This is a genomic window from Sulfitobacter sp. LC.270.F.C4 (assembly GCF_032922545.1).
Classification (GTDB): domain Bacteria; phylum Pseudomonadota; class Alphaproteobacteria; order Rhodobacterales; family Rhodobacteraceae; genus Sulfitobacter; species Sulfitobacter profundi.
Genome location: NZ_CP136692.1, coordinates 1,856,154 through 1,879,187, shown reverse-complemented (window position 1 = coordinate 1,879,187; position 23,034 = coordinate 1,856,154). Strand labels below are relative to the sequence as shown.

At 58.7% G+C, this 23,034-nt stretch carries 16 protein-coding genes, 1 tRNA gene and 3 pseudogenes; 6 read left to right on the top strand and 14 right to left on the bottom strand.

Annotation, left to right across the window (positions count from 1 at the left end; genetic code table 11):
• Positions 1–92: 92 nt before the first annotated feature.
• From R1T45_RS13040 to R1T45_RS13000, 9 genes and pseudogenes are all read right to left on the bottom strand, one after another.
• Complete coding sequence (locus R1T45_RS13040; RefSeq protein WP_317389268.1) at positions 93–1,064, bottom strand: cation diffusion facilitator family transporter; 972 nt, start codon at positions 1,062–1,064, stop codon at positions 93–95.
• A gap of 39 nt (positions 1,065–1,103) precedes the next feature.
• Positions 1,104–1,571: a DUF411 domain-containing protein gene (locus R1T45_RS13035; protein WP_120351454.1), complete on the bottom strand. Its 468-nt coding sequence runs from the start codon at positions 1,569–1,571 to the stop codon at positions 1,104–1,106.
• 259 nt (positions 1,572–1,830) lie between these two features.
• A complete protein-coding gene (locus R1T45_RS13030; RefSeq protein WP_317389267.1) occupies positions 1,831–2,382 on the bottom strand; it encodes a helix-turn-helix transcriptional regulator in 552 nt (183 codons plus the stop codon).
• Between the two features lie 68 nt (positions 2,383–2,450).
• Positions 2,451–2,924: pseudogene (locus tag R1T45_RS13025) on the bottom strand (copper-binding protein); the annotation flags it as partial.
• A 74-nt stretch (positions 2,925–2,998) separates the two neighbouring features.
• Positions 2,999–3,946: pseudogene (locus tag R1T45_RS13020) on the bottom strand (IS3 family transposase); the annotation flags it as partial.
• A 38-nt stretch (positions 3,947–3,984) separates the two neighbouring features.
• Positions 3,985–5,114 (bottom strand): IS3 family transposase gene (locus R1T45_RS13015; RefSeq protein ID WP_317389266.1). Its coding sequence is split into 2 segments (ribosomal slippage): positions 3,985–4,880 and positions 4,880–5,114, totalling 1,131 coding nucleotides; the frame shifts between segments, so codons are not numbered across the junction.
• Between the two features lie 63 nt (positions 5,115–5,177).
• Positions 5,178–5,584 (bottom strand): annotated as a pseudogene (locus R1T45_RS13010) (transposase); the annotation flags it as partial.
• A gap of 44 nt (positions 5,585–5,628) precedes the next feature.
• Positions 5,629–6,681: a DEAD/DEAH box helicase family protein gene (locus R1T45_RS13005; RefSeq protein WP_317389265.1), complete on the bottom strand. Its 1,053-nt coding sequence runs from the start codon at positions 6,679–6,681 to the stop codon at positions 5,629–5,631.
• A 145-nt stretch (positions 6,682–6,826) separates the two neighbouring features.
• Complete coding sequence (locus R1T45_RS13000; RefSeq protein ID WP_317389264.1) at positions 6,827–8,785, bottom strand: DUF262 domain-containing protein; 1,959 nt, start codon at positions 8,783–8,785, stop codon at positions 6,827–6,829.
• A 367-nt stretch (positions 8,786–9,152) separates the two neighbouring features.
• On the opposite strand from R1T45_RS13000, the gene R1T45_RS12995 reads away from it, so the two are divergent.
• Entirely contained in the window at positions 9,153–9,533 is a 381-nt protein-coding gene (locus tag R1T45_RS12995) for a hypothetical protein (protein ID WP_317389263.1), read from the top strand.
• The gene (locus R1T45_RS12990) at positions 9,526–9,897 is read left to right on the top strand and encodes a hypothetical protein (protein WP_317389262.1); all 372 of its coding nucleotides are present in this window, start codon (positions 9,526–9,528) and stop codon (positions 9,895–9,897) included. The genes R1T45_RS12995 and R1T45_RS12990 overlap by 8 nt, the downstream gene beginning before the upstream one ends.
• Before the next feature lie 551 nt (positions 9,898–10,448).
• On the opposite strand, the gene guaB is transcribed toward R1T45_RS12990, so the two are convergent.
• The gene (guaB, locus tag R1T45_RS12985) at positions 10,449–11,897 is read right to left on the bottom strand and encodes an IMP dehydrogenase (RefSeq protein ID WP_317389261.1); all 1,449 of its coding nucleotides are present in this window, start codon (positions 11,895–11,897) and stop codon (positions 10,449–10,451) included.
• Between the two features lie 191 nt (positions 11,898–12,088).
• Between guaB and R1T45_RS12980 the strand changes: the two genes are divergently transcribed.
• The 4 genes from R1T45_RS12980 (at position 12,089) to R1T45_RS12965 (ending at position 17,357) form a co-directional block, all read left to right on the top strand.
• Positions 12,089–14,149, top strand: a complete 2,061-nt coding sequence (locus R1T45_RS12980) for an ASKHA domain-containing protein (RefSeq protein ID WP_317389260.1) — start codon at positions 12,089–12,091, stop codon at positions 14,147–14,149.
• Positions 14,149–14,994 carry a class I SAM-dependent methyltransferase gene (locus R1T45_RS12975; protein ID WP_317389259.1) on the top strand — a complete coding sequence of 282 codons (846 nt, stop codon included), beginning with the start codon at positions 14,149–14,151 and terminating at the stop codon, positions 14,992–14,994. Before R1T45_RS12980 ends, R1T45_RS12975 begins: the two co-directional genes overlap by 1 nt.
• A gap of 41 nt (positions 14,995–15,035) precedes the next feature.
• Positions 15,036–15,109, top strand: a tRNA-Gly gene (locus R1T45_RS12970).
• Between the two features lie 196 nt (positions 15,110–15,305).
• Positions 15,306–17,357 (top strand): ATP-binding protein, encoded by a 2,052-nt coding sequence (locus R1T45_RS12965; protein WP_317389258.1) that lies wholly within the window; start codon positions 15,306–15,308, stop codon positions 17,355–17,357.
• A gap of 53 nt (positions 17,358–17,410) precedes the next feature.
• Here R1T45_RS12965 and R1T45_RS12960 read toward each other — a convergent pair whose 3' ends face one another.
• The 4 genes from R1T45_RS12960 to zwf form a co-directional block, all read right to left on the bottom strand.
• The gene (locus R1T45_RS12960) at positions 17,411–19,039 is read right to left on the bottom strand and encodes a long-chain fatty acid--CoA ligase (RefSeq protein ID WP_317389257.1); all 1,629 of its coding nucleotides are present in this window, start codon (positions 19,037–19,039) and stop codon (positions 17,411–17,413) included.
• 161 nt (positions 19,040–19,200) lie between these two features.
• The gene (pgi, locus tag R1T45_RS12955) at positions 19,201–20,793 is read right to left on the bottom strand and encodes a glucose-6-phosphate isomerase (RefSeq protein WP_317389256.1); all 1,593 of its coding nucleotides are present in this window, start codon (positions 20,791–20,793) and stop codon (positions 19,201–19,203) included.
• Positions 20,790–21,461: a 6-phosphogluconolactonase gene (gene pgl, locus R1T45_RS12950; protein ID WP_067623829.1), complete on the bottom strand. Its 672-nt coding sequence runs from the start codon at positions 21,459–21,461 to the stop codon at positions 20,790–20,792. The genes pgi and pgl overlap by 4 nt, the downstream gene beginning before the upstream one ends.
• Positions 21,458–22,921, bottom strand: coding sequence for a glucose-6-phosphate dehydrogenase (gene zwf, locus R1T45_RS12945; protein ID WP_317389255.1), 1,464 nt, complete (start codon positions 22,919–22,921; stop codon positions 21,458–21,460). The genes pgl and zwf overlap by 4 nt, the downstream gene beginning before the upstream one ends.
• Positions 22,922–23,034: the final 113 nt, after the last annotated feature.

The window sequence follows — 23,034 nt, the reverse complement described above, 5'->3', positions numbered from 1 at the left end:
TGCGGTGCTGTCGATCCCCTCACCAGAAAGTGAGGCTGAGCAAGACGCCGCAGGCCCGCAGATCGGCAAGACACAGCGTATTGCGATGCGCCTCAGCGGTCGTCGTGCGACGTCCCATCGTTGTGCTCAGCATCTGTGCCAGCGCGCGTCGGGCCGCCCTCATGCCCAAACAACGCGGCATCCTGATGGGCATTTGCGGAGGTTTCAAACTCAAGGCTTGAATGGGTGATGCCAAAGTCATCCGCGAGCATTTTCTTGACCGCTTGCTTCACAGCATCAAGGTCCCTCCAATCTTGCCCCTCCAACACCACATGGCAATCAAGCGCCACCTCATGCTCTTGCATCTGCCAAAGATGAACATGGTGCACGTCCCTGACGCCAGCGACCTTGGTCATCGCCTCAACCACTGCCTCTGCATCCATGTCGGGCGGGCTGCCCAGCATCAACATACGGATCGGACCTCCGATCTCAGTGAGTGCCAGATAAAGGATATAAAGCGCGATACCGATGGTGATCGCCGGATCAACCCAACGCAGATCGTAAAGGATGATGAGTGTGCCGCCAATAATCACCGCGACCGAGGCCAGCGCGTCGGACAGGTTGTGCAAGAACAGCGCCCTGATGTTCACGCTACCCTTCTGCATCGAATAGGTCAGCAGCGCCGTCAGCGTATCGACTACCAGCGCGACAGCACCCAGAATGACCACCGTCCAACCTGCCACCTGAGGCGGATCAATCATGCGCATTCCGCCCTCGTAGATCAGATAGACCCCGACAAGAATGAGCGTGGTGTAGTTGATCAAAGCGGCAACGATTTCGATCCGGCCATAGCCAAAGGTCATCCGCGCATCTGCCGGACGCCGGGCGATTTTGCGGGCGACAAAAGCGATGACCAATGAGGCCATGTCCGAAAAATTGTGCAGCGCGTCCGCGATTAGGGCGAGCGACCCCGCAAAGATCCCGCCCACGATCTGCGCCACCGTGAGAAGCGCATTCGCCCAGATGGCCAGTGATACTCTGCGATCCCCGCTTTCGGGGTCAATATGGGCGTGATCATGTGCCATCTGTGCTTCCTACCGGTTTGGGGTCAGAACCGCTGCGTTTTAGGCAGCTTCGTAGTGTGTGAAGACTTCGCTGCTGCCGTCACGGCCAATCAGATAGACATCATAGGCATCGCGCTCGCTCTCCGGCCCCATCCCTGGTGAGCCATAGGGCATCCCCGGCACAGCGAGGCCAATGGCATCCGGGCGCTCGGCCAGCAGTTTGCGGATATCGGCGGGCGGGACGTGACCTTCGATCATATAGCCCTCGATCTTTCCGGTGTGGCAGGAGGCCATATTTTGCGGGATGCCGTTGTCTTGCTTGTATTTGATCAAGAGCGTCCCCAAGCTGCGTTCCGTCGTCACGGCAAAACCCTCGTTCTCCAGAATCTCGATCCACGCTGAACAGCAGCCGCAGTTGGGATCTTTCATCACATGGATGGCGGGCTTTGCTTCGGCCCATGCGGCGAAGGGTGCGGCGGCGGCAAAGCTGGCGGAACAGGCCAGCAGGCTGCGTCGTGTGAGGGTCATGTGAAGTCCTTCCCAAGGTTCAAACTGTCGTTTTATTGGTTGCATGGGTTGTAGATCGACAGCTGGGGTCGGCCAACCGCTCAGCGGTAGTTGGCCGGAAAAACAGCAGCCGCAGGCCGTTCAGCGCCCCCGATACGGTTGCCCTGGTATCCGCCAAGATCGCGTTCCAATACGCGGACTTATCAATATCTTTTCCCTGGCAATTCGATCAGGCTTGTATGAGGGCCATTTTTTCGGGCGGTTATGCGAAAGCTGGTGCTCATGCGGCGGCAGCCATATCCGAACCCTTCATAGCCACAGTTTGCAGGGCCTCTGCGGGCATCAATGCGTCATCCATCAAATCCTCAATGAACGTGCTCAGCAACTGCGTGCGTCCGGTGACCGAAGCCTTGCGATAGATCGCGTTTGTCTGCGCCTTGATTGTCCCTTCTGAGGTGCCGCGCAGTTCCGCAATGTCGCGGGTGCTTAGTCCTTTGACCAAAAAGACCGCGACGTCCCGCTCTGCGGGGGTCAGCCCCCAATCAGTGAAATGCTGCGTCATCACCAGCGAGAACTCCGAGGTGCATCTGCGCATCTTCTCTTCGGCCAGCCGCGCACGTTGCAGACTGGTCCTGAGGGCGATCCAGCCAAGGGCCACGCCGAGGTTCAGGCCGATGGCCAAGATCGTTTGCTGATATTCGTGGCTCTGCCAAATCAGAAAATCAGGCTCCAGTCCCATGGCGTCCAGCAGGAAGCAGATGGAGAAAAAGATCGCCACAAGGGCCTGTAATGCAGCGATGGCCCAGAGGGCGATGGTTCCACGCGTTTTCATGCTCGAAGTGCCTTTTTGTTTTTATGGAGAATGCGGGGCCGGCCCGGTTAACCGGCCCCGCAAAGGCGTTACTTCATTGCTACGACGGTCAACTTGCCTTTGACGCGGTCAGCTACGAACTCGATGTTCTGGCCTTCCTTCATCTTAGCAATCAGTGCCTCATCGGCTTTGAACACCATAGTCATCGACGGCATGTCGAGGTTTTCCAAGGGGCCGTGGATGATGGTGACCTTCTTGCCCTTGGGATCGACTTTTTTGACCTTACCAGTGGAGTAGACGGCCGGAGCTTCGACAGCCGGGGTTTCGGCAGAAGCTTCGGTGGACGTCTCGGCCACGGTGATCGGGCCGTGCATGCCGGATTCGTAGTGGCCGGGGATCAGGCAAGCGAACTCAAAGCTGCCGGCATTGGCGAAGGTCCAGATCACCTCTCCGCTGCCGCCCTCGTCCAGACGGATCGAGTTCGGGTCGTCGTGCTCCATGTCCATCTTGGCCATGGCTTCTTTGTGCTCGGCATTGCCTTCCATCGTGTCGATCACGAACTCTGTCCGTCGTCAGGGTTTTTGGGACCAATCGCGGCCTAAACTAAGAGAGTGTTTGGCTCATCTGATTGGTGTGATTATGCGGCGCGTTGTGTGTGATGCAAGCGCCGCCTTTCGAGCGTCTTTCGTTTAATCCTTTCCCTTTCTTGCAGAATGGCTTTGTCGCGTCCGAAGTAGACGTCGGCGGGTGTGACGTTGTTCAGGCTCTCGTGGTAACGCTGATGGTTGTAATGATCGACGAAGGCTTCGATCTGGGCTTCGAGATCACCCGGCAGGAAGTAGTTTTCCAACAGGATGCGGTTCTTTAGGGTCTGGTGCCACCTTTCGATCTTACCTTGGGTTTGCGGATGATACGGCGCTCCGCGAGAGTGTTTCATGCCTTTGTCCTGCAACCATTCAGCCAGTTCGCCAGAGACATAGCTGGATCCGTTGTCGCTGAGCAGTCGCGGTTTGTGGAGCACATGAACCTGATCGCAACCGGACGCCTGAAGGGCCAAATCAAGCGTGTCAGTGACATCTTGGGTCCTCATATTTGTGCAGAGCTTCCACGAGATAATGTAGCGGCTGTAGTCGTCGAGGATCGTGCTGAGATAGAACCACCCCCAGCCCAGAACCTTGAGATAGGTGAAGTCGGTTTGCCAAAGTTGATTGATGGCTGTGGTCTTGTCCCTGAACTCATTGGCCGCCTTGATGACGATGAAGGCTGGGCTGGTGATCAGATCATGTGCCTTCAGGATACGATATGTCGAAGCCTCTGATACAAAATAGCTTTCCTTGTTAGTGAAGGTCACCGCCAGTTCTCGCGGTGACAACTCTGTTTCTTGTAGCGCCAGTTTGACAACTTTGCGCCGCACCTCGTTAGGAATGCGGTTCCACACATGTTTGGGCTTGGGAGATTGATCCTGCAGCCCAGCCTCGCCGCGCTGGAGGTAGCGGTCAAACCAACGGTAGAACGTCGTGCGGGGGATGCCGAGCTTGGCCAGCGTTAGCCGAGCCGACAGGTGGCTTTCCTCAACCAAGCGGATTGGACCTGTCGCGTATTTGTGCCGCCCCGAGTGCTCGTTTAAGCCACCTTTCGCTCGAAAGCGACAGGGCTTTTCCAACCCAATGCTGAGTGGCGGCGGCGCGGATTGTAGAACCCGTTTATGTATTCAAAGATCGCCATCTCAGCCTTGCGCCTTGTCTCCCAAGGATGCCGCCAGATCAGCTCTGCTTTGATGGTCTTGCAGAACGTCTCGACCGCCGCGTTGTCATAGCAATTGCCCTTGCCGCTCATCGATACCTTGAACCCGTGCTGGCGCAGGAGTTTCTGGTAGTCGTGTGAACAATATTGCGACCCACGATCCGTGTGATGAATGCAGCCTTTGGGTGGTTGCCGGAACGCGATGGCCATCTTCAACGCCCGGATCGCGAGGTCACGCTTCATGCGGTTACTCACAGCCCAGCCGATGACGCGTCGGGAATGCAAATCCAAGATCACGGCCAGATACAACCAGCCCTCGCGCGTCCAGACATAGCTGATGTCACCGGCCCATTTCTGGTTTGGTTGATCCGCCGTGAAGTTCCGATCCAATAGGTTGGGCGCAATGTTGAACTTGTGATCGCTGTCGGTCGTCACCTTATGTTTGCGTGTTCTCACAACAGATATGCCGTTCTGACGCATCAATCTGCCAACACGGCGGTGCCCGACATCCAAGCCGATCTCCTTAAGCTCTTCCGTCATCCGCGGCCTGCCGTAGCTGCCCAGGCTGAGACGGGACTGTTCTTTGATATGTGCCAGCGTCACCAGATCAGACCGCTGTCTGCGGCTGGCTGGCCGACTGCGGAAAGCCCGCAAACCGCGCATGCTGACATCCATAACCTGACACAGGCGCGCTGCCGGAAACGCATCCCGGTGTTCTTCCACGAACCTAAACCTCACGGCTTTTGGCTCGCGAAGAACTGCGTTGCTTTTTTTAGGATGTCCCGCTCCTCCTTGAGAATGCGGTTCTCACGCCGAAGCCGGTCATTCTCTTGAGCAAGGCTCAAATCTTCTTTCGACACCACGTCTGTGTCTCTGTGCGCGGTGATCCATTTGTTAAGCGTCGACATACCGACGCCAAGATCATCCGCCACCTGCTTACGCGTTAGCCCGCTGGTCAGCGCGATCCGCACCGCATCTTGGCGAAATTCGTCCGTCCGTTTCAATCCCATAGTCAGTCTCCTTTGTTGCAGTAAATGCTATCAAAGGGGCGGCACAAATACGCGACAGGTCCAGATGATCTCCAACTTCTCAGATGCGGGGTATCTCATTCGTGCTCGCCCCCATCTCCCAGCATGCTTTTTTTAAGCAAGCGGAGTTCCAACGTCTGCTCCGCAACCATCTCCTTCAGATCACGAGCTTCGCGGCGCAGATCCCTCACCTCGTCAGTGTTTGCGGCACGTGCCGTGTCGCCAGCAAGGCGTCGCTTTCCTGCCTCCATGAAGTCCTTAGACCATTTGTAGTAAATGCCCTGAGAGATACCCTCACGGCGGCACAGCTCAGCGATGCTGTCTTCACCACGCAAGCCGTCCAGGACGATCCTGATCTTCTCTTCAGATGAATAGTGCTTGCGGGTCGCTCGCTTGATGTCTTTGACGATCTTCTCGCCAGGACTTTTGCGTGTTCCAGTTGTCTGTCTCATCTTCCACTCCTGAGGGGTTACGATGAGCCAAGAACTCTCTCTTATCAAATAACGCTATTTGGACCCATAAGCGCTGACGTCAGACACTCTCCAGCAAGTGTCGCGCCTGTGGTTCGGTCGGCCTCATCGCAGATAATTAGGTCAAATGCGGGCAAACCTGCCTTCTGTGAGGCATCAAGGACGCCGATCGATTGGTAGGTTGAGAAAACCACCGTCATCCGCTCAGGATCCTCCTGTGCAGCCTTTTCGACAAGCCGCTCGGGCTTGGTTGTTGCTGGAAAAGCAAGATCGTGGGCTTCAATTTCGGCCGCATCGTCATTCGAGACCCGGCGCTTGCCTACTTGCGCGTCAGAGCAAACTGCGAATGCTCGGAAGGGTGTGTCTGTGTCATTTGTCCACTCACGCACAGTCTGGGACATCAGTGCCAGCGACGGCACCATGAATAGAACGCGCCCACCTTTGCCGACCAAATCCTCCGCGATCTTGAGCGAAGTGAAAGTCTTGCCGGTTCCGCAGGCCATGATGAGTTTGCCGCGGTCGGCCTCAGAAAGCCCGGCCCGCACTGCTTCCAAAGCTTCAACCTGATGGGGCCGCAACGTCTTCTTGTCCGAGAGGACCGCCTCGCCTTTGATCCCAAAGAGCGTCCAATCGATAGGGCTCTCACGCAAGTGCGTAAGAGACAACCGGACGACAGGAATAGCCTGGTCAGCAATTGTAGCCTCCGCGTTTACACCCCATTCAACTTCGGTTGTGTCAATTACAATTCGGCGGACGAAAGGTGACTTTCCCGATGCCGCAATGAAACTATTGATGTCGGCCTTCTGGATTCGATGTGCTGCTGAGTAGAATTTGCATTGGATCGCCGCGAAACCGTCTTCGTTGCGCAGCTTAGCAACGAGGTCGATACCAATGTCCTTGGCGTTGCGCCCAGTTTCGATCGCCCAGTCAGACCACGTCCAAACCTGAGAGTATTCCTCAGCCTGCACTGGATCGACTGTCAGAAAGGCACACGCAAGCCTTTCGAAATATGTTCCCTTTTCGCGTTCGGTGACTGCGGCGTCTCTATACGATTGAAGAAGGGTATCAAGTGCGGACATAATCAGACTGCTTTTTCATCATGTTGAGGGTCGCTCCGGCGATTGCGCCCTCCGACCCTTACAAATTGCGTTTAATTAGGAAGCCAACGCCCACGGCAACGACCATTTTTCTACGGAGTTCGGGCTCAATCTTTGAAGTGGCACATCACTCGGCCGCAGTCGCATGAGTAGCGTTCTCAAGTCTTGCGACATATGCCTTCGTTGAGTCCACGGACGTGAAACAACGGAATCCCGCTTGATTTGCGATGGCGAGCAGTTCGGGGCCTTCAGCCAGCAGCACAGCGACGGGTTCAGAGAGCTCTGCTTGAAGACCATTTGGCCACACCAGATCGAGAACGGCCTCCTGCTCACCCGTTTCTTCATTCACAAATTCCCATGCGATTTCACCCTTTGAATAACCTTGGCTTTCCACCCAAGCATTCAACTCCTCCAACTCTCGCCCCTCTTCCTCGCTGGCGATACCTCCGAGAAGAACGCTATCACTCACTTTGGCCGGTGCAGAGCCTTCCAGCATGTTCGCATCGTCATGCAGTAATGACCTCAGGCAGGTGTTTGCGGCCTCAGCAAGCAACTCTTTTCTGGCTTCCAAGAAATCCCGAAAGTTGTTCAGCTTCCAAAGCTGCGGGTCTTCGGGCACCCATTGTGAGCGTAGTGCGCCAGGATGGGCCGCCTCGACTTCCTCGAAATATGCCTCCGGTCGCCTGTCGCTGATAACCAGGTTCGTGTCCTTGGTCAGAAAGCAGAAGTTTCCCAAAGCATTGACCTCAGATCGGCTGTAGCCCGCCTTATAAAGCTGAGCCCTTGGGAAGATGTGATGAACTTCTAAAGAGCTCATTTTGCCGAGTAGCTCTCTCTTGAGCGGGAGGCCCGTTCCCCAATCGCACGCCTCTGTCATCCTCGTCAACATATAGAGCACGGGGTAGAATCGAGACCCTACACTCCAGCTGTGGAAGTGACCCGGTTCCACGCGGAGACCACCTTGCGTTAAGCGCAGTTCATTGAGCAATTTGTCGAGATCGCCTCCGCTTTGTTCAAGAATTCCGAGATCTTTATCAATCACGCTCTCGGTGGAGGCTGAGAACCGCCCCCACATACCGCTTTGGACATACCAGAACAGCAACTTGTCACGAGTGCGTTCATCAAGCCGACCGCCGCGCATTTCGAGAAATCGAACCATGACAGGGACGGCAAACCGGGCAAACAGCACCCGATTGTGGTCGAGACCAAGTCTGCCTGCCATCATATTAAGAGCAGTATCAGTATGCCGAACAGCGCGCGCCAAGGCATCGGCAATTTCATCGGCGGAACGATCGTGGAGATAAAGAAATTTGGCCTCCCCGGTTAGCACCGTATTTACAGACCGGAGCAACCAATCGAGGGTAAAGTCGTAGCCTGCATCTTTCCAGCGAGCGAGGCTCGACTTCATGGTGTCGCGGGCCTCCGGCCAGTCGGCACAGATTTTTGCAAGCGCCAGATCGCCCTTGGAAAGCTTGGTGCCGCCGCTATTCACGCGATTAAATATGTCGACGACTACATCAAGGGTTTTGTCCGATCCTGTCACCTCCTCGATGTGGAAGTTCTTGTCTCGAATGCTGAGTAACTGGTTCAGGCGGCCAACATACTCGCCCAACCGAACCGTATGCTCTGGGTTGCTGTTAAGTTCGTTGATGAAGTTTCCAACGCCTGCGTTGCCACTTTTCATGAGCTCAGTGACGTCAATCCAAAGAGGATCGTCGCGCATTTTGATGGGTTGATAAAACTCAAATTCTTCGGTTGCGAGATTGAACCGAAGCTCCGTAAAGGACCTCTCATTTCCATCGAAGAACTTCGGAGGCGCGCCCCGTATCACGCCATACAGGGAGGTGATCCGCTGCTGACCATCAAGTAGCAACTTGACTACACCTGGCGCAAGTTCTCCATCGCCTCTGTGGGCCGCAGTTGAAGCACTGGTTGCCCAAACCAGAAGGCTTCCGACCGGATGCCCGCGATAGAGGGAGTGGAATAGGCCTCGGACCTGCTCTCGTCCCCAGACATATCCGCGCTGGAATTCGGGGAGTGCCATATGCCCATTGTCAATGTAATCGAGGATCGAAGTAATATTCATTGTAAAATACCGTAGAAAAATTCGGTTTGAACTACTCTGCCGTATGAAACCCATTGCATGCAACCTCTGATAGTCTCCGAGGCGAAGCGTGGAAGCCATGGCTCGGAGCATTTGTCCTCGCGATGAACGTCTCGCCGAGATATACTTATTCTAATCAGTTAGTTAGAAATTATTTCGATTTCTCCCTTCGGATTCAGCAAATTTGGCCAATGTCTATTTTGCCAACGCCGCCATGTAGGGATCAACAGGCCAGTTCTCCTGATGATCCAAGGAGCCGGTAGGCAGTCGAAACGCTTCTTGCTGTTACGGAAGCTGCGGCTCTTGTCACCCGAGGCAGTCTGCCGAGGGCACTGCCTGGGAGAACATCATGTTCGATATCCCCACCGCGCCCACGCGCGTTCACTACCTTTTTCAAGAAAACATGGAGGCGCTCCAGAATGCCGCGCTTCTTCTCGGCGGGCGGCCGTGGCTCAAACGCGTCCAAAGCTTATTCGAAACTCTCTGGACCGAGAATTCCCTTCACGGCCGTGTCGGCCGTGAAATCAATGCGCTTCATCGTCTGCTTACTCTTGCGGATGTGCACGATCCGTCCCGCCCCGAAGCTGCATACTTCGCAGCTCTCGATCCCTCATCGCCGCATGTCGAGGAAATCAGCCTGCTGGCTGACGAGCTTCGTCAGGCGTCCGAAGAGACCTACGCCGATCAACAGCCCTCCTCCAACGACGACAAGGAGAATATCAATGGATAAGTCCCAAATGCTGGATGATAAACTGACCTCTCGAATTGAAGCTGCTCTCGATGTCTCGAACAAGACGCTGGAAGCTATCGCCGGTGCCCAAGAGGCAGAGGCGCTTGATAGGGGGCTGCTCGAAGATGTGCTGGCACTGAAAGACAGGATTGAGGGCCTCACCATCTTCGCGACAAACGAACATTTCGCTGTGAAAGAGCTGGCTGACCGCCTCGAACCAGTCATTTTGGCGGCGACGACTGTTCATTACATCCCAGCCGAGCAGTGGACATCAACCCGCCGAGCGAAGAGAAAGTCGTGGATCGCTATGGTCTCGCGGCAATCGACCTTCGTAGCCGTCTCAGGGATCTCGCCTCACGGTTAGCCGCAATACAGAACATGCTGGAAGCGGAACGGATCGCGACGAACCTCCGCGGCGAATAGAACTGATCTGCGCACCTGCGTCGCCAAATCCGGCGACGCAGCCCTTCTTGCCACGTCCAGAAAGACGGCCGAGAACATACAACCCAAGCCTGTCACAAAACATTTGCTGAAGTTGTCACATGCGTGGCACACTCACTGTCACACGCGGAGTCATACTGCGTTCGAAGGCGTTTTTTTCGTTTGTATTCTGTAAGTTGAGGCCTATTTCCTGGGCCCCTACTGCCGGAGCTAAACCTCCAGCGTTTTCCAATTTGAAAATTGCCCTGAACTCCCAGCGAGGGTCATTGCAGGCGTATGCGCCTCCCCGCGGGAAAGCAACACAGCCCATACCTCAAGCAGAATGCATCAGTTTTACACTAAGGCTATCCTTATTTGCATCAGCCAACTAACTGATGCGTTGTCCAGTTCCGGGTATGTTCTGGACTGTTCCAGTCATGTTCCGGCGCGAGCGACAGCGCATAGTATTGAATATCTTATATACATATCAATGACTTACCCAATTCTATAATTGGGAGATTCCCGCGTGATCTGAACGTCGTGCACATGGCTTTCCTTCAGCCCCGCGCCGGTGATCTTCACAAAGCTACAGTTGCGGCGCATCTCACCGACCGTGGCGCATCCGGTATAGCCCATCGCCGCGCGCAAACCGCCCACAAGCTGGTGGAGCACATTGCCCGCGCTGCCCTTGTAGGGCACCTGACCTTCGATGCCCTCGGGCACCAGTTTGTCAGAGGCGGCATCTTTTTGGAAATACCGGTCCGCCGAGCCGCGCGCCATGGCGCCCATGCTGCCCATGCCACGGTAGCTTTTGAAGCTACGGCCTTGATAAAGAACGACTTCACCGGGGCTTTCGTCGGTGCCTGCGATCATGCTTCCGACCATGGCGCAAGAGGCACCAGCGGCAATCGCCTTGGCGAAATCGCCGGAGAACTTGATGCCACCGTCGGCGATGATCGGCACGTCACCGGCGGCGGCCACGCAATCCATAATGGCGGTTAATTGCGGCACGCCCACACCCGCGACCATCCGCGTGGTGCAGATGGAGCCGGGGCCGATGCCTACTTTCACAGCATCCGCGCCCGCGTCGATCAATGCGCGGGTGGCGGCACCGGTGGCGACGTTGCCCGCGACGACCTGCACATCGCCGAAGTGCTTTTTGGCACGGGTCACTGCATGGGCCACGCCTTCGGAATGGCCATGTGCCGTGTCGATCACGATCATATCGACGCCCGCATCGACCAGCGCCTCAGAACGCTCGAAACCCGCGTCGCCCACGGTGGTCGCCGCAGCCACGCGCAGCCGGCCCAGATCGTCTTTGCAGGCGGTCGGGTTCAGCACGGCCTGTTCGGTGTCGCGCAGGGTCAAAAGCCCGGTGAGCACGCCGCTGGCATCGGTGACCAACAGTTTCTCGATCCGGCGGGATTTCATCAGGCTGATCGCCTCGTCCCGGTCGGCAGGCTCTTGCAAGATCGCCAGCCGCTCGGAGGTCATCATCACCGACACCGGCGTGCGGTCGTCAGAGGCGAAGCGCATGTCACGGTTGGTCACGATGCCCAGCACGCGGCCATTTTCATCCACCACCGGGAAACCCGTCACGCGGTAGCGTTCTTGCAGCGCATTGGCATCCGCCAACGTCTGGTCGGGGCGCAGGGTGATCGGGTTGTAGACGATGCCGGATTCAAAGCGTTTGACCCGGCGCACTTCGCGGGCCTGCTCTTCGATCGTGAGGTTGCGGTGCACCACCCCCATGCCCCCGGCCTGCGCCAGCGCAATCGCCATACGGCTTTCGGTCACCGTATCCATGGCCGAGCTGAGCAGCGGGATATTGAGCGCGATGCTCTGCGTGACGCGGGTTCTTGTATCTGCGGTAGATGGCAACACAGAAGACGCCGCGGGAACCAGCAGTACGTCATCAAAGGTCAGGGCCTCACGAATCTCCATTTAACACCTCGGGTCTGGATGGGTTCATTTGGCGGTTTCCTATTTCACGGATGGCAGGGATTGGAAAGGCCTATTCCCCCGCGTAAGGCATGAACATGGAATGACGTAGGCGCGGCACGAATTGCCGCCCCGCATCTTTCCCCCGCCGCGCGGAACGCTATGGTGGCGCAAAGAAACAAAGGACGGCCCCGATGAGCAGTGATCCCCTCGTGATTTTCACGCCCTCTGGCAAGAGAGGGCGCTTTCCCAAAGGCACACCGGTGCTGACCGCTGCACGGCAGTTAGGCGTTGACTTGGACTCGGTCTGTGGTGGGCGCGGCATCTGTTCGAAATGTCAGGTCTCGCCCGGCTACGGGCAGTTTTCCAAACATGGCGTTACCGTCGCACCTGACGCGCTGAGCGACTGGAACGCGGTCGAGGAACGCTATGACGAAAAGCGCGGGCTGAAAGAGGGCCGCCGTCTGGGCTGTCAGGCCACGGTGCAGGGCGACGTGGTGATTGACGTGCCGCCAGAGAGCCAAGTGCACAAACAGGTCGTGCGCAAACGCGCCGAGGCGCGGGAGATCGTGCTGAACCCATCGGTAAAACTGTTCTACGTCGAGGTGACAGAGCCCGACATGCACGAACCCTCGGGCGATCTGGAGCGCCTGCGCACCGCGCTGGCCGAACAGTGGGAACTGGAGAAAGTCACCGCCGATTTGCACATACTGCAAATGATGCAGCCGGTCCTGCGCAAGGGCGCGTGGAAGGTGACCGTCGCCGTGCATCTGGGCGATCAAGAGAACGCGGCCCGGATCATGAACATTTGGCCGGGATATTATGAAGGAACGGTCTACGGGCTGGCGGTCGATCTTGGCTCCACCACCATCGCGGCGCATCTGTGTGATCTGCAAACCGGAGAGGTCATGGCCTCCTCCGGGGTCATGAACCCGCAGATCCGGTTTGGCGAAGACCTGATGAGCCGCGTCAGCTATTCGATGATGAACCCCGACGGCGCGCAGGAGATGACCCGCGCGGTGCGCGAGGGGATGAGCACGCTATTTACCCAGATCGCGACCGAAGGGAATGTCGCGCCGGACCTGATCGTCGATGCGGTCTTTGTCTGCAACCCGGTGATGCACCACCTGCTGCTCGGCATTGACCCCTTTGAGTTGGGCCAAGCGCCCTTCGCGCTGGCGACGTCCGGCGCGCTGCGCCTGCGGGCAGAAGACTTGGATCTGAACATCCACCCCTCCGCCCGCGTCTATCTGCTGCCTTGTATTGCGGGCCATGTGGGCGCAGATGCCGCCGCCGTTGCCCTGTCAGAGGCGCCGGAAAAATCGAATGATTTGATGCTGGTGGTCGATGTGGGCACCAATGCGGAAATCCTGCTGGGCAACAAGGAAAAGGTGTTGGCCTGTTCCTCTCCCACCGGGCCTGCTTTCGAGGGTGCGCAGATCAGCTCGGGCCAACGCGCGGCACCGGGGGCGATTGAGCGGGTCGAGATCGACCCCGAGAAAAAAGTGGCGCGGTTCAAGGTGATCGGCTGCGACCTTTGGTCCGATGAGGAAGGCTTTGAAGAGGCCGTCGCGAGCACTGGGATCACCGGCATCTGCGGCTCGGGCATCATCGAGATGGTCGCAGAGATGCGCATTCACGGCATCGTCGACGCGCCGGGGCTGATCGGCAGCGCCGAGCAGACAGGCTCGGCGTCGGTTTTCGCCGATGGGCGCACCAACAGCTATCTGGTCTACGACGGCACCGAAAAGGGCGGCCCAAAGATCACGGTGACCAACCGCGACATCCGCGAAATCCAAATGGCCAAGGCGGCGCTCTACTCCGGGGCCCGTCTGTTGATGGACAAATTCGGCGTCGACAAAGTCGACCGGGTGGTGCTGGCCGGGGCCTTTGGCGCCCATATCAGCCCCAAACACGCGATGGTGCTGGGCATGATCCCCGACGCCCCGCTCGAAAAGGTCACCAGCGCGGGCAATGCCGCAGGCACCGGTGCGCGGATTGCCCTGCTCAACACCGATGCGCGGGCTGAGATTGAGGCGACTGTGCGCGCCATCCACAAGATCGAGACCGCCGTCGAACCACGCTTTCAAGAGCATTTCGTCAATGCTTCTGCCATTCCCAATGCAGTGGAACCCTTCCCCATTCTCAACAGCCTCGTCGCCCTGCCGGACGTGACCTTTAATACCGGCGGCGGCGGCACAGGCGGCGCCGGGGGCGAGCGCGGCGGACGCCGTCGCAGAAGAAAGGCCACGTGATGAGCACGCCCGACAACAACGATCAGGTCGAATTCTGGAGCGCGGCGGCGGGCCGAAAATGGGCCGCGCGGCAGGCGGAGCTGGATATCCTCATGCAGCCGGTGCTTGACGGCGTGCTGGCCCGCGCCGAACTGACGCCGAAGCTGCGCGTGCTGGATATCGGCTGTGGGGCGGGTGCTGGCTGTCTTGCGGCGGCCAAGGCGGTGGGCGATGAGGGCGCGGTGCTGGGCGTCGATGTCTCTGCCCCGCTTCTGGACCTCGCGCGGCAGCGTGCCGCCGCCCTGCCCCAAGTGGCCTTTCACCATGGCGACGCGACCGAGCTTGAACTTGAGCCCGCCTACGACCGGCTGATCTCGCGCTTTGGGGTGATGTTCTTTGCGGATCCGGTGCTAAGCTTTACGCGGATGGCCGCGCAACTCAGCCCCGGTGCAAAGCTTAGCTTTGCCGCTTGGGGGCAGATCCCCGAAAATCCTTTCTTTACCCTGCCCGCCCGCGCGGCCCGTGCCACCATCGGTGCCATGCCCAAAAGCGACCCCGACGCGCCCGGCCCTTTTGCCTTTCGTGACCCCGAACGTGTTGTCTCGATCCTCGCGGCAGCGGGCTTTGCCGATATCGCATGCAAGGTGACCCAACTTGACCTCACCCCCGCAGGCACGGTCGATGACCTTGCCCAGCAGATGTGTGACATTGGCCCGGCCAGCGGCGCGATCACCCATTTTGACGCCAACCCCGACCAAGTCGCCGAGTTACGGCAGACCATTGCCGATGCCCTGCAGTCCTACGCGCAAAACGGCCCCCTGCGCCTGCCCGCCGAAATCAATTTCGTCACCGCGACGAAACCCTGACTTGACCTTCCCCGGCGCGCCGATTATCCCAACCTCAGCGCGCGGGTATGGTGAAAAGGTATCACGGCAGCTTCCCAAGCTTTAGTTACGAGTTCGATTCTCGTTACCCGCTCCACGCTAGTCTCCCTTTCCAAGCCGACCATGGATGATCGCGGCCAAGGCACGCGAACTTACCTAGGGTCACCCACGAAAAGCCCATTCTGGTCCGAATTTCGCCATGATTGCCCGCAAAAGTAGCAATCAGCAGGGAAGTAACTTACGCGCAAATGGCCCAACGAAGTCAGATGCGCTGGCAGGCAAAGGAAAAAAGCGTGGCAAACGCGTTCAGGGACTACGCAACGTCCAAGGCGTATATCATCGTCAATTTCATCGTGCTGTGCTGCGTCGCTGGCATCAGCTATTCGATCGTCAAATTGGATTACGAACAACATATCGCCAGCATCCGTCAGGATGCGCGGCAGACGCTCCATGAAGTCAGCAATCAGGTGCAGCACCAGTTCCAAGAAACCATTCTGGTGACAAAGAACATCGAGAATATTCTGCTCTCCGGCGAAGCCTTCAAAGACAAGAAAATCGAACTTCTGGTCAAAGAGCTGCGGGATCGGAACCCCGGCATTCAGGCTTTCGCCCTAGCCCCTGATCTCAAGATCACCCATAGCTATCCCAAAACCCCGAACGCCGGGGTTATCGGACTGGAATATAAGAACATTCCGACGCAGCTTTCAGGTGTGGCAAACGCCTACCGCCGCCAGAGCCCAACCATCGAAGGGCCGCTGAACCTCGTTCAAGGCGGCAAGGGCTATATCATGCACTACCCGGTGTTCGAGCGCCCCATCGGCCTTGGCGCGCCGCGCTTTTGGGGGGTGATGTCCATCGTGTTCCAGCCTGACCGGCTGTTTGAACTGCATCAAAACCCGCATCAAGCCGCTGACTATATCTATAGCCTGCGCGCCTTCCCGACAGGTGTCATGCCGGACGATATTGCGCCCGCGACCATCGACCCCGCAGCGCCCGTCCGCACCCGGTTCGAGCTTTTGGGCAAGACATGGGAGGCCACGGCAAGCCTTGCCAACGGCCTGCCTCCTTATGCTCCGCAAAGCCCCTACCTCGTGGCTTTCGCTCTGATCGCGACCATCGCACTGATGGCGGGGCTCTGGGCCTTCCGCCGGGTCACGCTGAAAAAGCAAGAGGCCCATGCGCTTTTGGCCGAGGGCATCGGTTCGATCCAAGAGGGTTTTATCGCCTTTGACGAGAAAGAACGCCTGGTCACCGTCAACAGCAAGTTTCTTGAGTATCACCCTGAAATCGCTGACCTTCTGATCCCCGGAAAAACCATCGAGGAGCTTTTGCGCAATTGGGTCGCGCGGCATCAGCACCCCGAAAATGTCGAAGACCGTGAGGCATGGATTGCCAAGCGCCTTGGGCGGTTCCGCAATCCCACCGGCGCCTTTATTCTTGAGGTGTCCGACAACTTCTGGCTCAAAGTCACGGAATCGCGCACGCCGCATGGCTATACCGTGGGCATCTGGACCGATGTGACGGCTGAGAAACGCGCGTTGGACGCGGCCAAGGCGGCAGATCGCGAGAAAACCGAATTCCTCAACAACGTCAGCCATGAGCTGCGCACCCCGCTTACCGTGATCTCGGGCCGGGCGACCTTCTTGCAACATGCCGAGAAACTGCCTCAGGCCCGGCGCTTGCAGACCGCTTTGAACAACAGCGCGAACGCCACGCCCGATATCCGCCACAGCGTGGACGAATTCCAGAACTTCGTCTCGGACCAAGCGGGCGGTATCGCGGGATCGTCCAAACATATGCTGCGTCTCGTCGAAGACCTGCTGGATTGGACCAAAGTCGCGCGCGGCAAGATGGAGCTTGATCTGCAAGAAATCGAAACCAGCGAGATCGCCCGCTCGGTCGCCGATGACCTGCGCCCGGATGCCGAGGCCAAGGGGCTGATGCTTACCTATGAGGATAACGGCACAGCCAGTGCCAACGCCGATCCGGTCCGCCTGCGGCAGATCCTCTACAATCTCATCTCAAACGCGATCAAATTCACCCGCACCGGCAACATCCACCTCAAGATGCATCAGACCGCAGAGGAGATCACCTTTGCCGTGACAGACACGGGCTGCGGCATTTCCGAGGACAATCTCGCACGCGTTTTCCTGCGGTTTCAGCAGGTTGACGGCTCCATGTCACGCGAGAACGGCGGCTTGGGTCTGGGGCTGGCGATTGCCGAGCAACTGGCCACTCTGCATGGCGGCAGCCTGTCATTGGAAAGCAAGATCGACGTGGGCAGCACCTTCCGGCTGACCCTGCCCCGGCCCGTGGCCGACAGCAAGATGCGCCGCTCAGCCTGACGCCAAACGCGGTTAAAAACGCCCCGGCCCAGATCAGACCGGGGCGGCCTACCTCAGCTTTCGCCCTGCATCAACACATCACCGAAACGGTCCCGTAGATCGCGTTTAAGCACTTTGCCGGTCGCATTGCGCGGCAGGGCCTCAGCAAAGACCACGCGATCCGGCACCTGCCATTTGGCGATCTGGTCTTCAAAGACCTTGAGGATATCCGCTTCTGACGGATCGGCCCCTTCGGCCTTTACCGCGACCAGAACCGGGCGCTCGTCCCATTTGGGATGCGTCGCGCCGATCACCGCGGCGTCGGCCAGATCGGGATGGGCGATGGCGATATTCTCCAACTCGACCGAGCTGATCCATTCGCCGCCCGACTTGATGATGTCCTTGGCCCGGTCACGGATGGTGATATATCCGTCCTTGTCCATCGTCGCGATATCGCCGGTGTCGAACCAGCCATCGCGCAGGGTGCTGTCGCGGTCGGATTGATAATAGGCGTCCAAAATCCAATGCCCGCGCGTGACCAGCGCACCTTGGGTTTCGCCGTCATGGGGCAGCGGCTTGCCTTCGTCGTCCCAAATCTCAAGCTCAACACCAAAGACCGGGCGGCCTTGGTTCTCGCGCAGTTTATGCTGTGCGTCTTCGGGCAATTCACCATGTTTTGCCAAGGGTTTGTTGACGCTGCCCACCGGCGACATCTCGGTCATGCCCCAAGCGTGGATCGTTTCAACGCCATAGTTTTCGCGGAAGGTCTTGATCATCGACGGTGGACAGGCCGAGCCTCCGACCACCGTGCGCTCAAGGCTGGTGAGTTCGCTGCCCGACTTCTTGGCCGCCGCCAACAGCCCCTGCCAGATCGTCGGCACGCCAAGCGCCAAGGAAACACGGTAGGTGTCGATCAACCCCACCAGCGACGCCCCATCAAGGTTCGGCCCCGGCAGTACCATCCGCGCGCCGGTCATGGCGCTGGCATAGGGGCAGCCCCAAGCGTTGACGTGGAACATGGGCACCACCGCCATGACGATATCCCGCGCAGAGATGGCAATGCTGTCGGCCATGTTGATGCCGAAGGAATGCAGCACGGTCGAGCGGTGAGAATAGAGCACGCCCTTGGGGTTGCCCGTGGTGCCGGAGGTGTAGCACAGGCTCGACGCGGTGTTCTCATCCAGATCGGGCCAGTCGAAATCCGCGTCCCCTGAGGCCACCAACTCGTCGTAGAAAATCAGCCCCGGCAGCGCCTCGGCGGCCTCGGCATCAGGGCCGGACATCAACACGAGATACTTGAGATGCTCCAGGTTGTCGCGGATCGCGGCGACCAGCGGCACGAAGGTCTTGTCGATGAACAGCACCTCATCCGCCGCGTGATTGAGGATGTAGATGAGTTGATCGGCGAAAAGACGGGGGTTGATCGTATGGCAGACAAAGCCCGCGCCGGAGGTGCCAAAGTAGATCTCCAAATGCCGGCGGTTGTTCCACGCGATGGTCCCGCAGCGCGCCTGCGGTGACAGCCCCAAATCGGTCAGGGCCGAGCCCAAGCGCCGCGCGTTCTCGGCCACCTTGCCCCAGTTGGTTTCATCAACCCCGCCCGTGGTCGAAACCGAGATAATCTCCCCCTCGGGGTGGTAGCGTTCGGCATGGGCAATCAAGCTTGAGATCAGCAGCGGCTGCGACATCATTTGGCCAAGCATAATGGGGATCCTCCAATCATTTGCTTTGAGACTGTCCAAAGGTCAGGGCAGTTGCAAGCCTTCCCCTCCGGCAAGTCGAAATCGGCAACGATAGGCAGCAAAATAGAGCGCGCCGGCTGGGTTCGCCTGCGCGCTCTTTCAATCAACTTTGGATGCAGCCCCTAGTCGCGATGCTGGTGGATATAGCCGATCAACGCGGCGGTAGAGCCATCCTTACCCTCGGCAGAAACCTCTCCTTCGACCAGCGGCTGGAGCGACTTGGCCAATTCCTTGCCCAGTTCCACGCCCCATTGGTCGAAAGAGTTGATGCCAAGGATCACCCCTTCGACAAAGACGCGATGCTCATAAAGCGCGATGATCTGGCCCAGGGTGAACGGATCGAGCGTTTCATAGGCCAGCGTGGTCGAAGGACGATTGCCGGGGAAAACACGGTGGCGCGCTTGCCGCTCAAGCTCATCGCCCGCAAGCCCCGCGTCGCGCATGATCGCCCGCGCTTCTTCCAATGACCGCCCGCGCATCAGCGCTTCGGATTGGGCGAGGCAATTGGCGATCAACAGGTCGTGGTGATGCTGCAAGTCAGGCTCATGCCCTTTGGCCGCGACCAGAAACTCGCACGGGATCACACGGGTACCTTGGTGGATCAACTGATAGAAAGCATGCTGCCCATTGGTACCTGCCGCCCCCCAGACCACCGGGCCGGTGTGGCGCGGGCTGTCAGAGCCGTCCATCTGCACGCCCTTGCCGTTCGATTCCATCTCAAGCTGTTGCAGGTAGTCGGGCAGCATCTCAAGCCGTTGGTCATAGGGCAGCACCGCACGGGTGGCATGGCCGCAGATTTGGTTGTGCCAGATGCCCACCAGCGCCAGAAGGATCGGCATATTCTCAGCCGGTTCGGCACCGCAGAAATGGCGGTCCATCTCCTGCGCGCCGCGCAGAAAGCTGTCAAAGGCCTTGGGGCCAATGGCGATCATCAGCGAAAGGCCAATGGGCCCCCAGACGGAATAGCGCCCGCCGACCCAATCCTCAAAGCCGAAGACCTGCGCGGGGTCGACCCCAAACTCGGCGGTCTTGTCATCAGCGGTGCTGAGGGCTGCGAATTGCGCCGCCGGGTCACCGCCATGGTCCTGCATCCACGCCTGCGCGGTGCGCGCGTTGGTCATGGTCTCAATGGTGGTAAAGGTCTTGGAAGCGACGATCACCAAGGTCGTCTTGGCATCCAGCCCCCGCAGCGTATCGGCGATATGCGCACCATCGACGTTGGAGACGAAATGGCAGCGCGGCCCATCGTGATAGGGCGTCAGTGCGCGGGTTGCCATGGCGGGGCCAAGGTCCGAGCCGCCGATGCCGATATTGACCACATCCGTGATGTCGCCGCCGCGCACCTGATCGGCAAAGCTGCGCATCCGCGCAAGCGTGTCGCGGACCTGCGGCATGACATCTTCGCCCGCCACCTCGACCGGCCCGCCATCAAGGTTGCGCAGAGCCGTGTGCAATACTGCGCGGCCTTCGGTTTCATTGATCGGCGCGCCCGCGAACATCGCATCGCGACGCTCAGTGACCTTGGCGTTTTCTACCAGCTGCAACAGCGCCGCGCGGGCACCAGCGTCAATATTGGTCTTTGCGTAGTCAAACAGCATGTGCTGCGTGCGGAGCGAGAAATCCTCGGCGCGGTTCGGGTCATCGAACAGCGCGGTTATCTTGCGGTCCGCCACGGCGTTTTGCCGCTCTTGAAGGTCTTGCCAAATGCTCATCATGCCGCCCAGTAAACTTCAGTTTCATCCAGCACCGCTGCGATCGGCGCCTCATCGGGGGAAAGCCCCTGCGCGCGCTCAAGGGCGGCGCGTTTCTCTTCCCCGAAAATCACGAGATGTTTGTTCAGCGCCCCATCCAAGACATGCGCAGGAAGCGTGACCCGCGCGGTGGGCTGCCCCTCGGGGTAGACCGGGCACAGCAGTGGCGCATCAGCGGCCAAGGCGTCAGGCAGACCGGGGTCGCCGGGGAAAAGCGATGCAGTATGCATGTCATCGCCCATGCCAAGCAGCAGCACAGAGATCGGCATATGGCTGGCCAGACTGGGGGCCACGGCCTCTGCCCCTTCGCCCGGCGACAGACCAGCACGGAAAAAGGGGATGAACCGTGCCGCGGCGGCGCGGTCGTTCAACAGATGCTCGCGGACCAGACGCGCGTTCGACAGCGGATCATGTTCATCGACCCAGCGTTCATCGGTCAGCATCACATCCACCCGGTCCCAATCCAGATCGGTGGCACTGAGCATTTCAAAGATCGGCCCGGGGGTAGAGCCGCCCGGCACCGCGAAAGACACGCGGTCATTGCCCGAAAGCGCCGATTTCAGCTTGCCCGCCAGTTTGTTGGCGACATTCATCACCAGCATTTCGCGGTCCGCATATTCGATGATGTTCATGGGGATACCTTTCGCCATTCACGGCCATCGCGCCGCATCATTTCTGTCGCATCCGTCGGCCCGGCAGAGCCGCTGTCGTAGGGTTTGGGCACGTCGTGACGCGCCTCCCAGCCTTGGATGATCGGATCGGTCCAGGCCCAGGCGGCCTCGACCTCGTCGTCGCGCATGAACAATGTCTGGTTGCCCCGGATCACGTCCATGATAAGCCGCTCATAGGCATCGACCTGATCGCCCCCATCGGGGCCGAGCGCCTCGGCAAAGGTCATGTCGAGCGGCACATCGACCAGACGCATGCCCCCCGGGCCCGGTTCCTTGATCGTCACGCCAAGGGTGATGCCTTCGTTCGGTTGCAGGCGGATCGACAGCACATTGCGGTGGCGGCCTGCGTCTTCGGCAAAGATCGAATGGGGCGTGTCCTTGAAAACCACAGTGATTTCGCTGGATCGCGCCACCATGCGTTTGCCGGTGCGCAGATAAAACGGCGTGCCATGCCAGCGCCAATTGCTGATATGGGCCTTGAGCGCCACAAAACTCTCGGTCCGCGAGCGCGGGTTGTCGACGGCGTCGCGGTAGCTTGGCGCCTCTTCTTCATTGCCCTCTTCGGCCTCATACTGACCGCGGACCAGATGATGCGGCAACACCGGATCGATCGCGCGGATCACTTTCAGCTTTTCGTCGCGCACCGCATCCGGATCAAACCGCGCGGGCGGCTCCATCGCGATCAGGCACAAAAGCTGCATCAGGTGGTTCTGCACCATGTCCCGCATGGCACCGGATTTGTCGTAGTATTCCCCACGCCCGCCGACGCCAACAGTCTCGGCCACGGTGATTTGGATGTGATCGACATATTGGCGGTTCCACAGAGGCTCGAACAGCATATTGCCGAAACGCACGGCCATGAGGTTTTGCACCGTCTCTTTGCCGAGATAGTGATCGATGCGGTAGATCTGCTGCTCTTTAAAATAGGTGGCCAATGTCGCGTTGAGCGCGCGCGCACTCTCCAGATCGCGGCCAAAGGGTTTTTCGACGACAATCCGACATTCCGCGCCCGCCATGCCCCATTGCTGCAAGCGTTCAGCCAAATCGCCAAAGAGCCCGGGCGCGACGGAGAAATAGTAGACCTCGATCCGGTCCTTCCCGGACATCAACTCCTGTAGCTCGCGCCAGCCGGTCTCTCCCCGTGCGTCGATGGCGACGTAATCGAGCTTGGCCAGAAAGGCATCAAGGTTACCGCAGGCGTCTTTGCCGCCAAATTCGCTGATCGCCTCTGACACCATCTCGCGGTAGCCTTCGGCGTCCATTTCGGTGCGCGCGGCGCCGATGATCCGCGCCTCTTCGGGCATTTGGCCCGCGCAATAGCGGCGGTAGAGACCGGGCAAAATCTTGCGCCGGGCCAGATCTCCGGTGCCGCCAAAGATGACCAGATCGAAAGGGTCGACAGGGATAACACGCGAAACCATTGATCAATCCTTGTCTGTGCGAGATAGCAGAGTTAGCGCAAACATACTTATTTTTACCCAGTTCACAAGACTGTGCGCCCCGCGGCTTGGACTTTTAGGCAGGGTCGCAATAG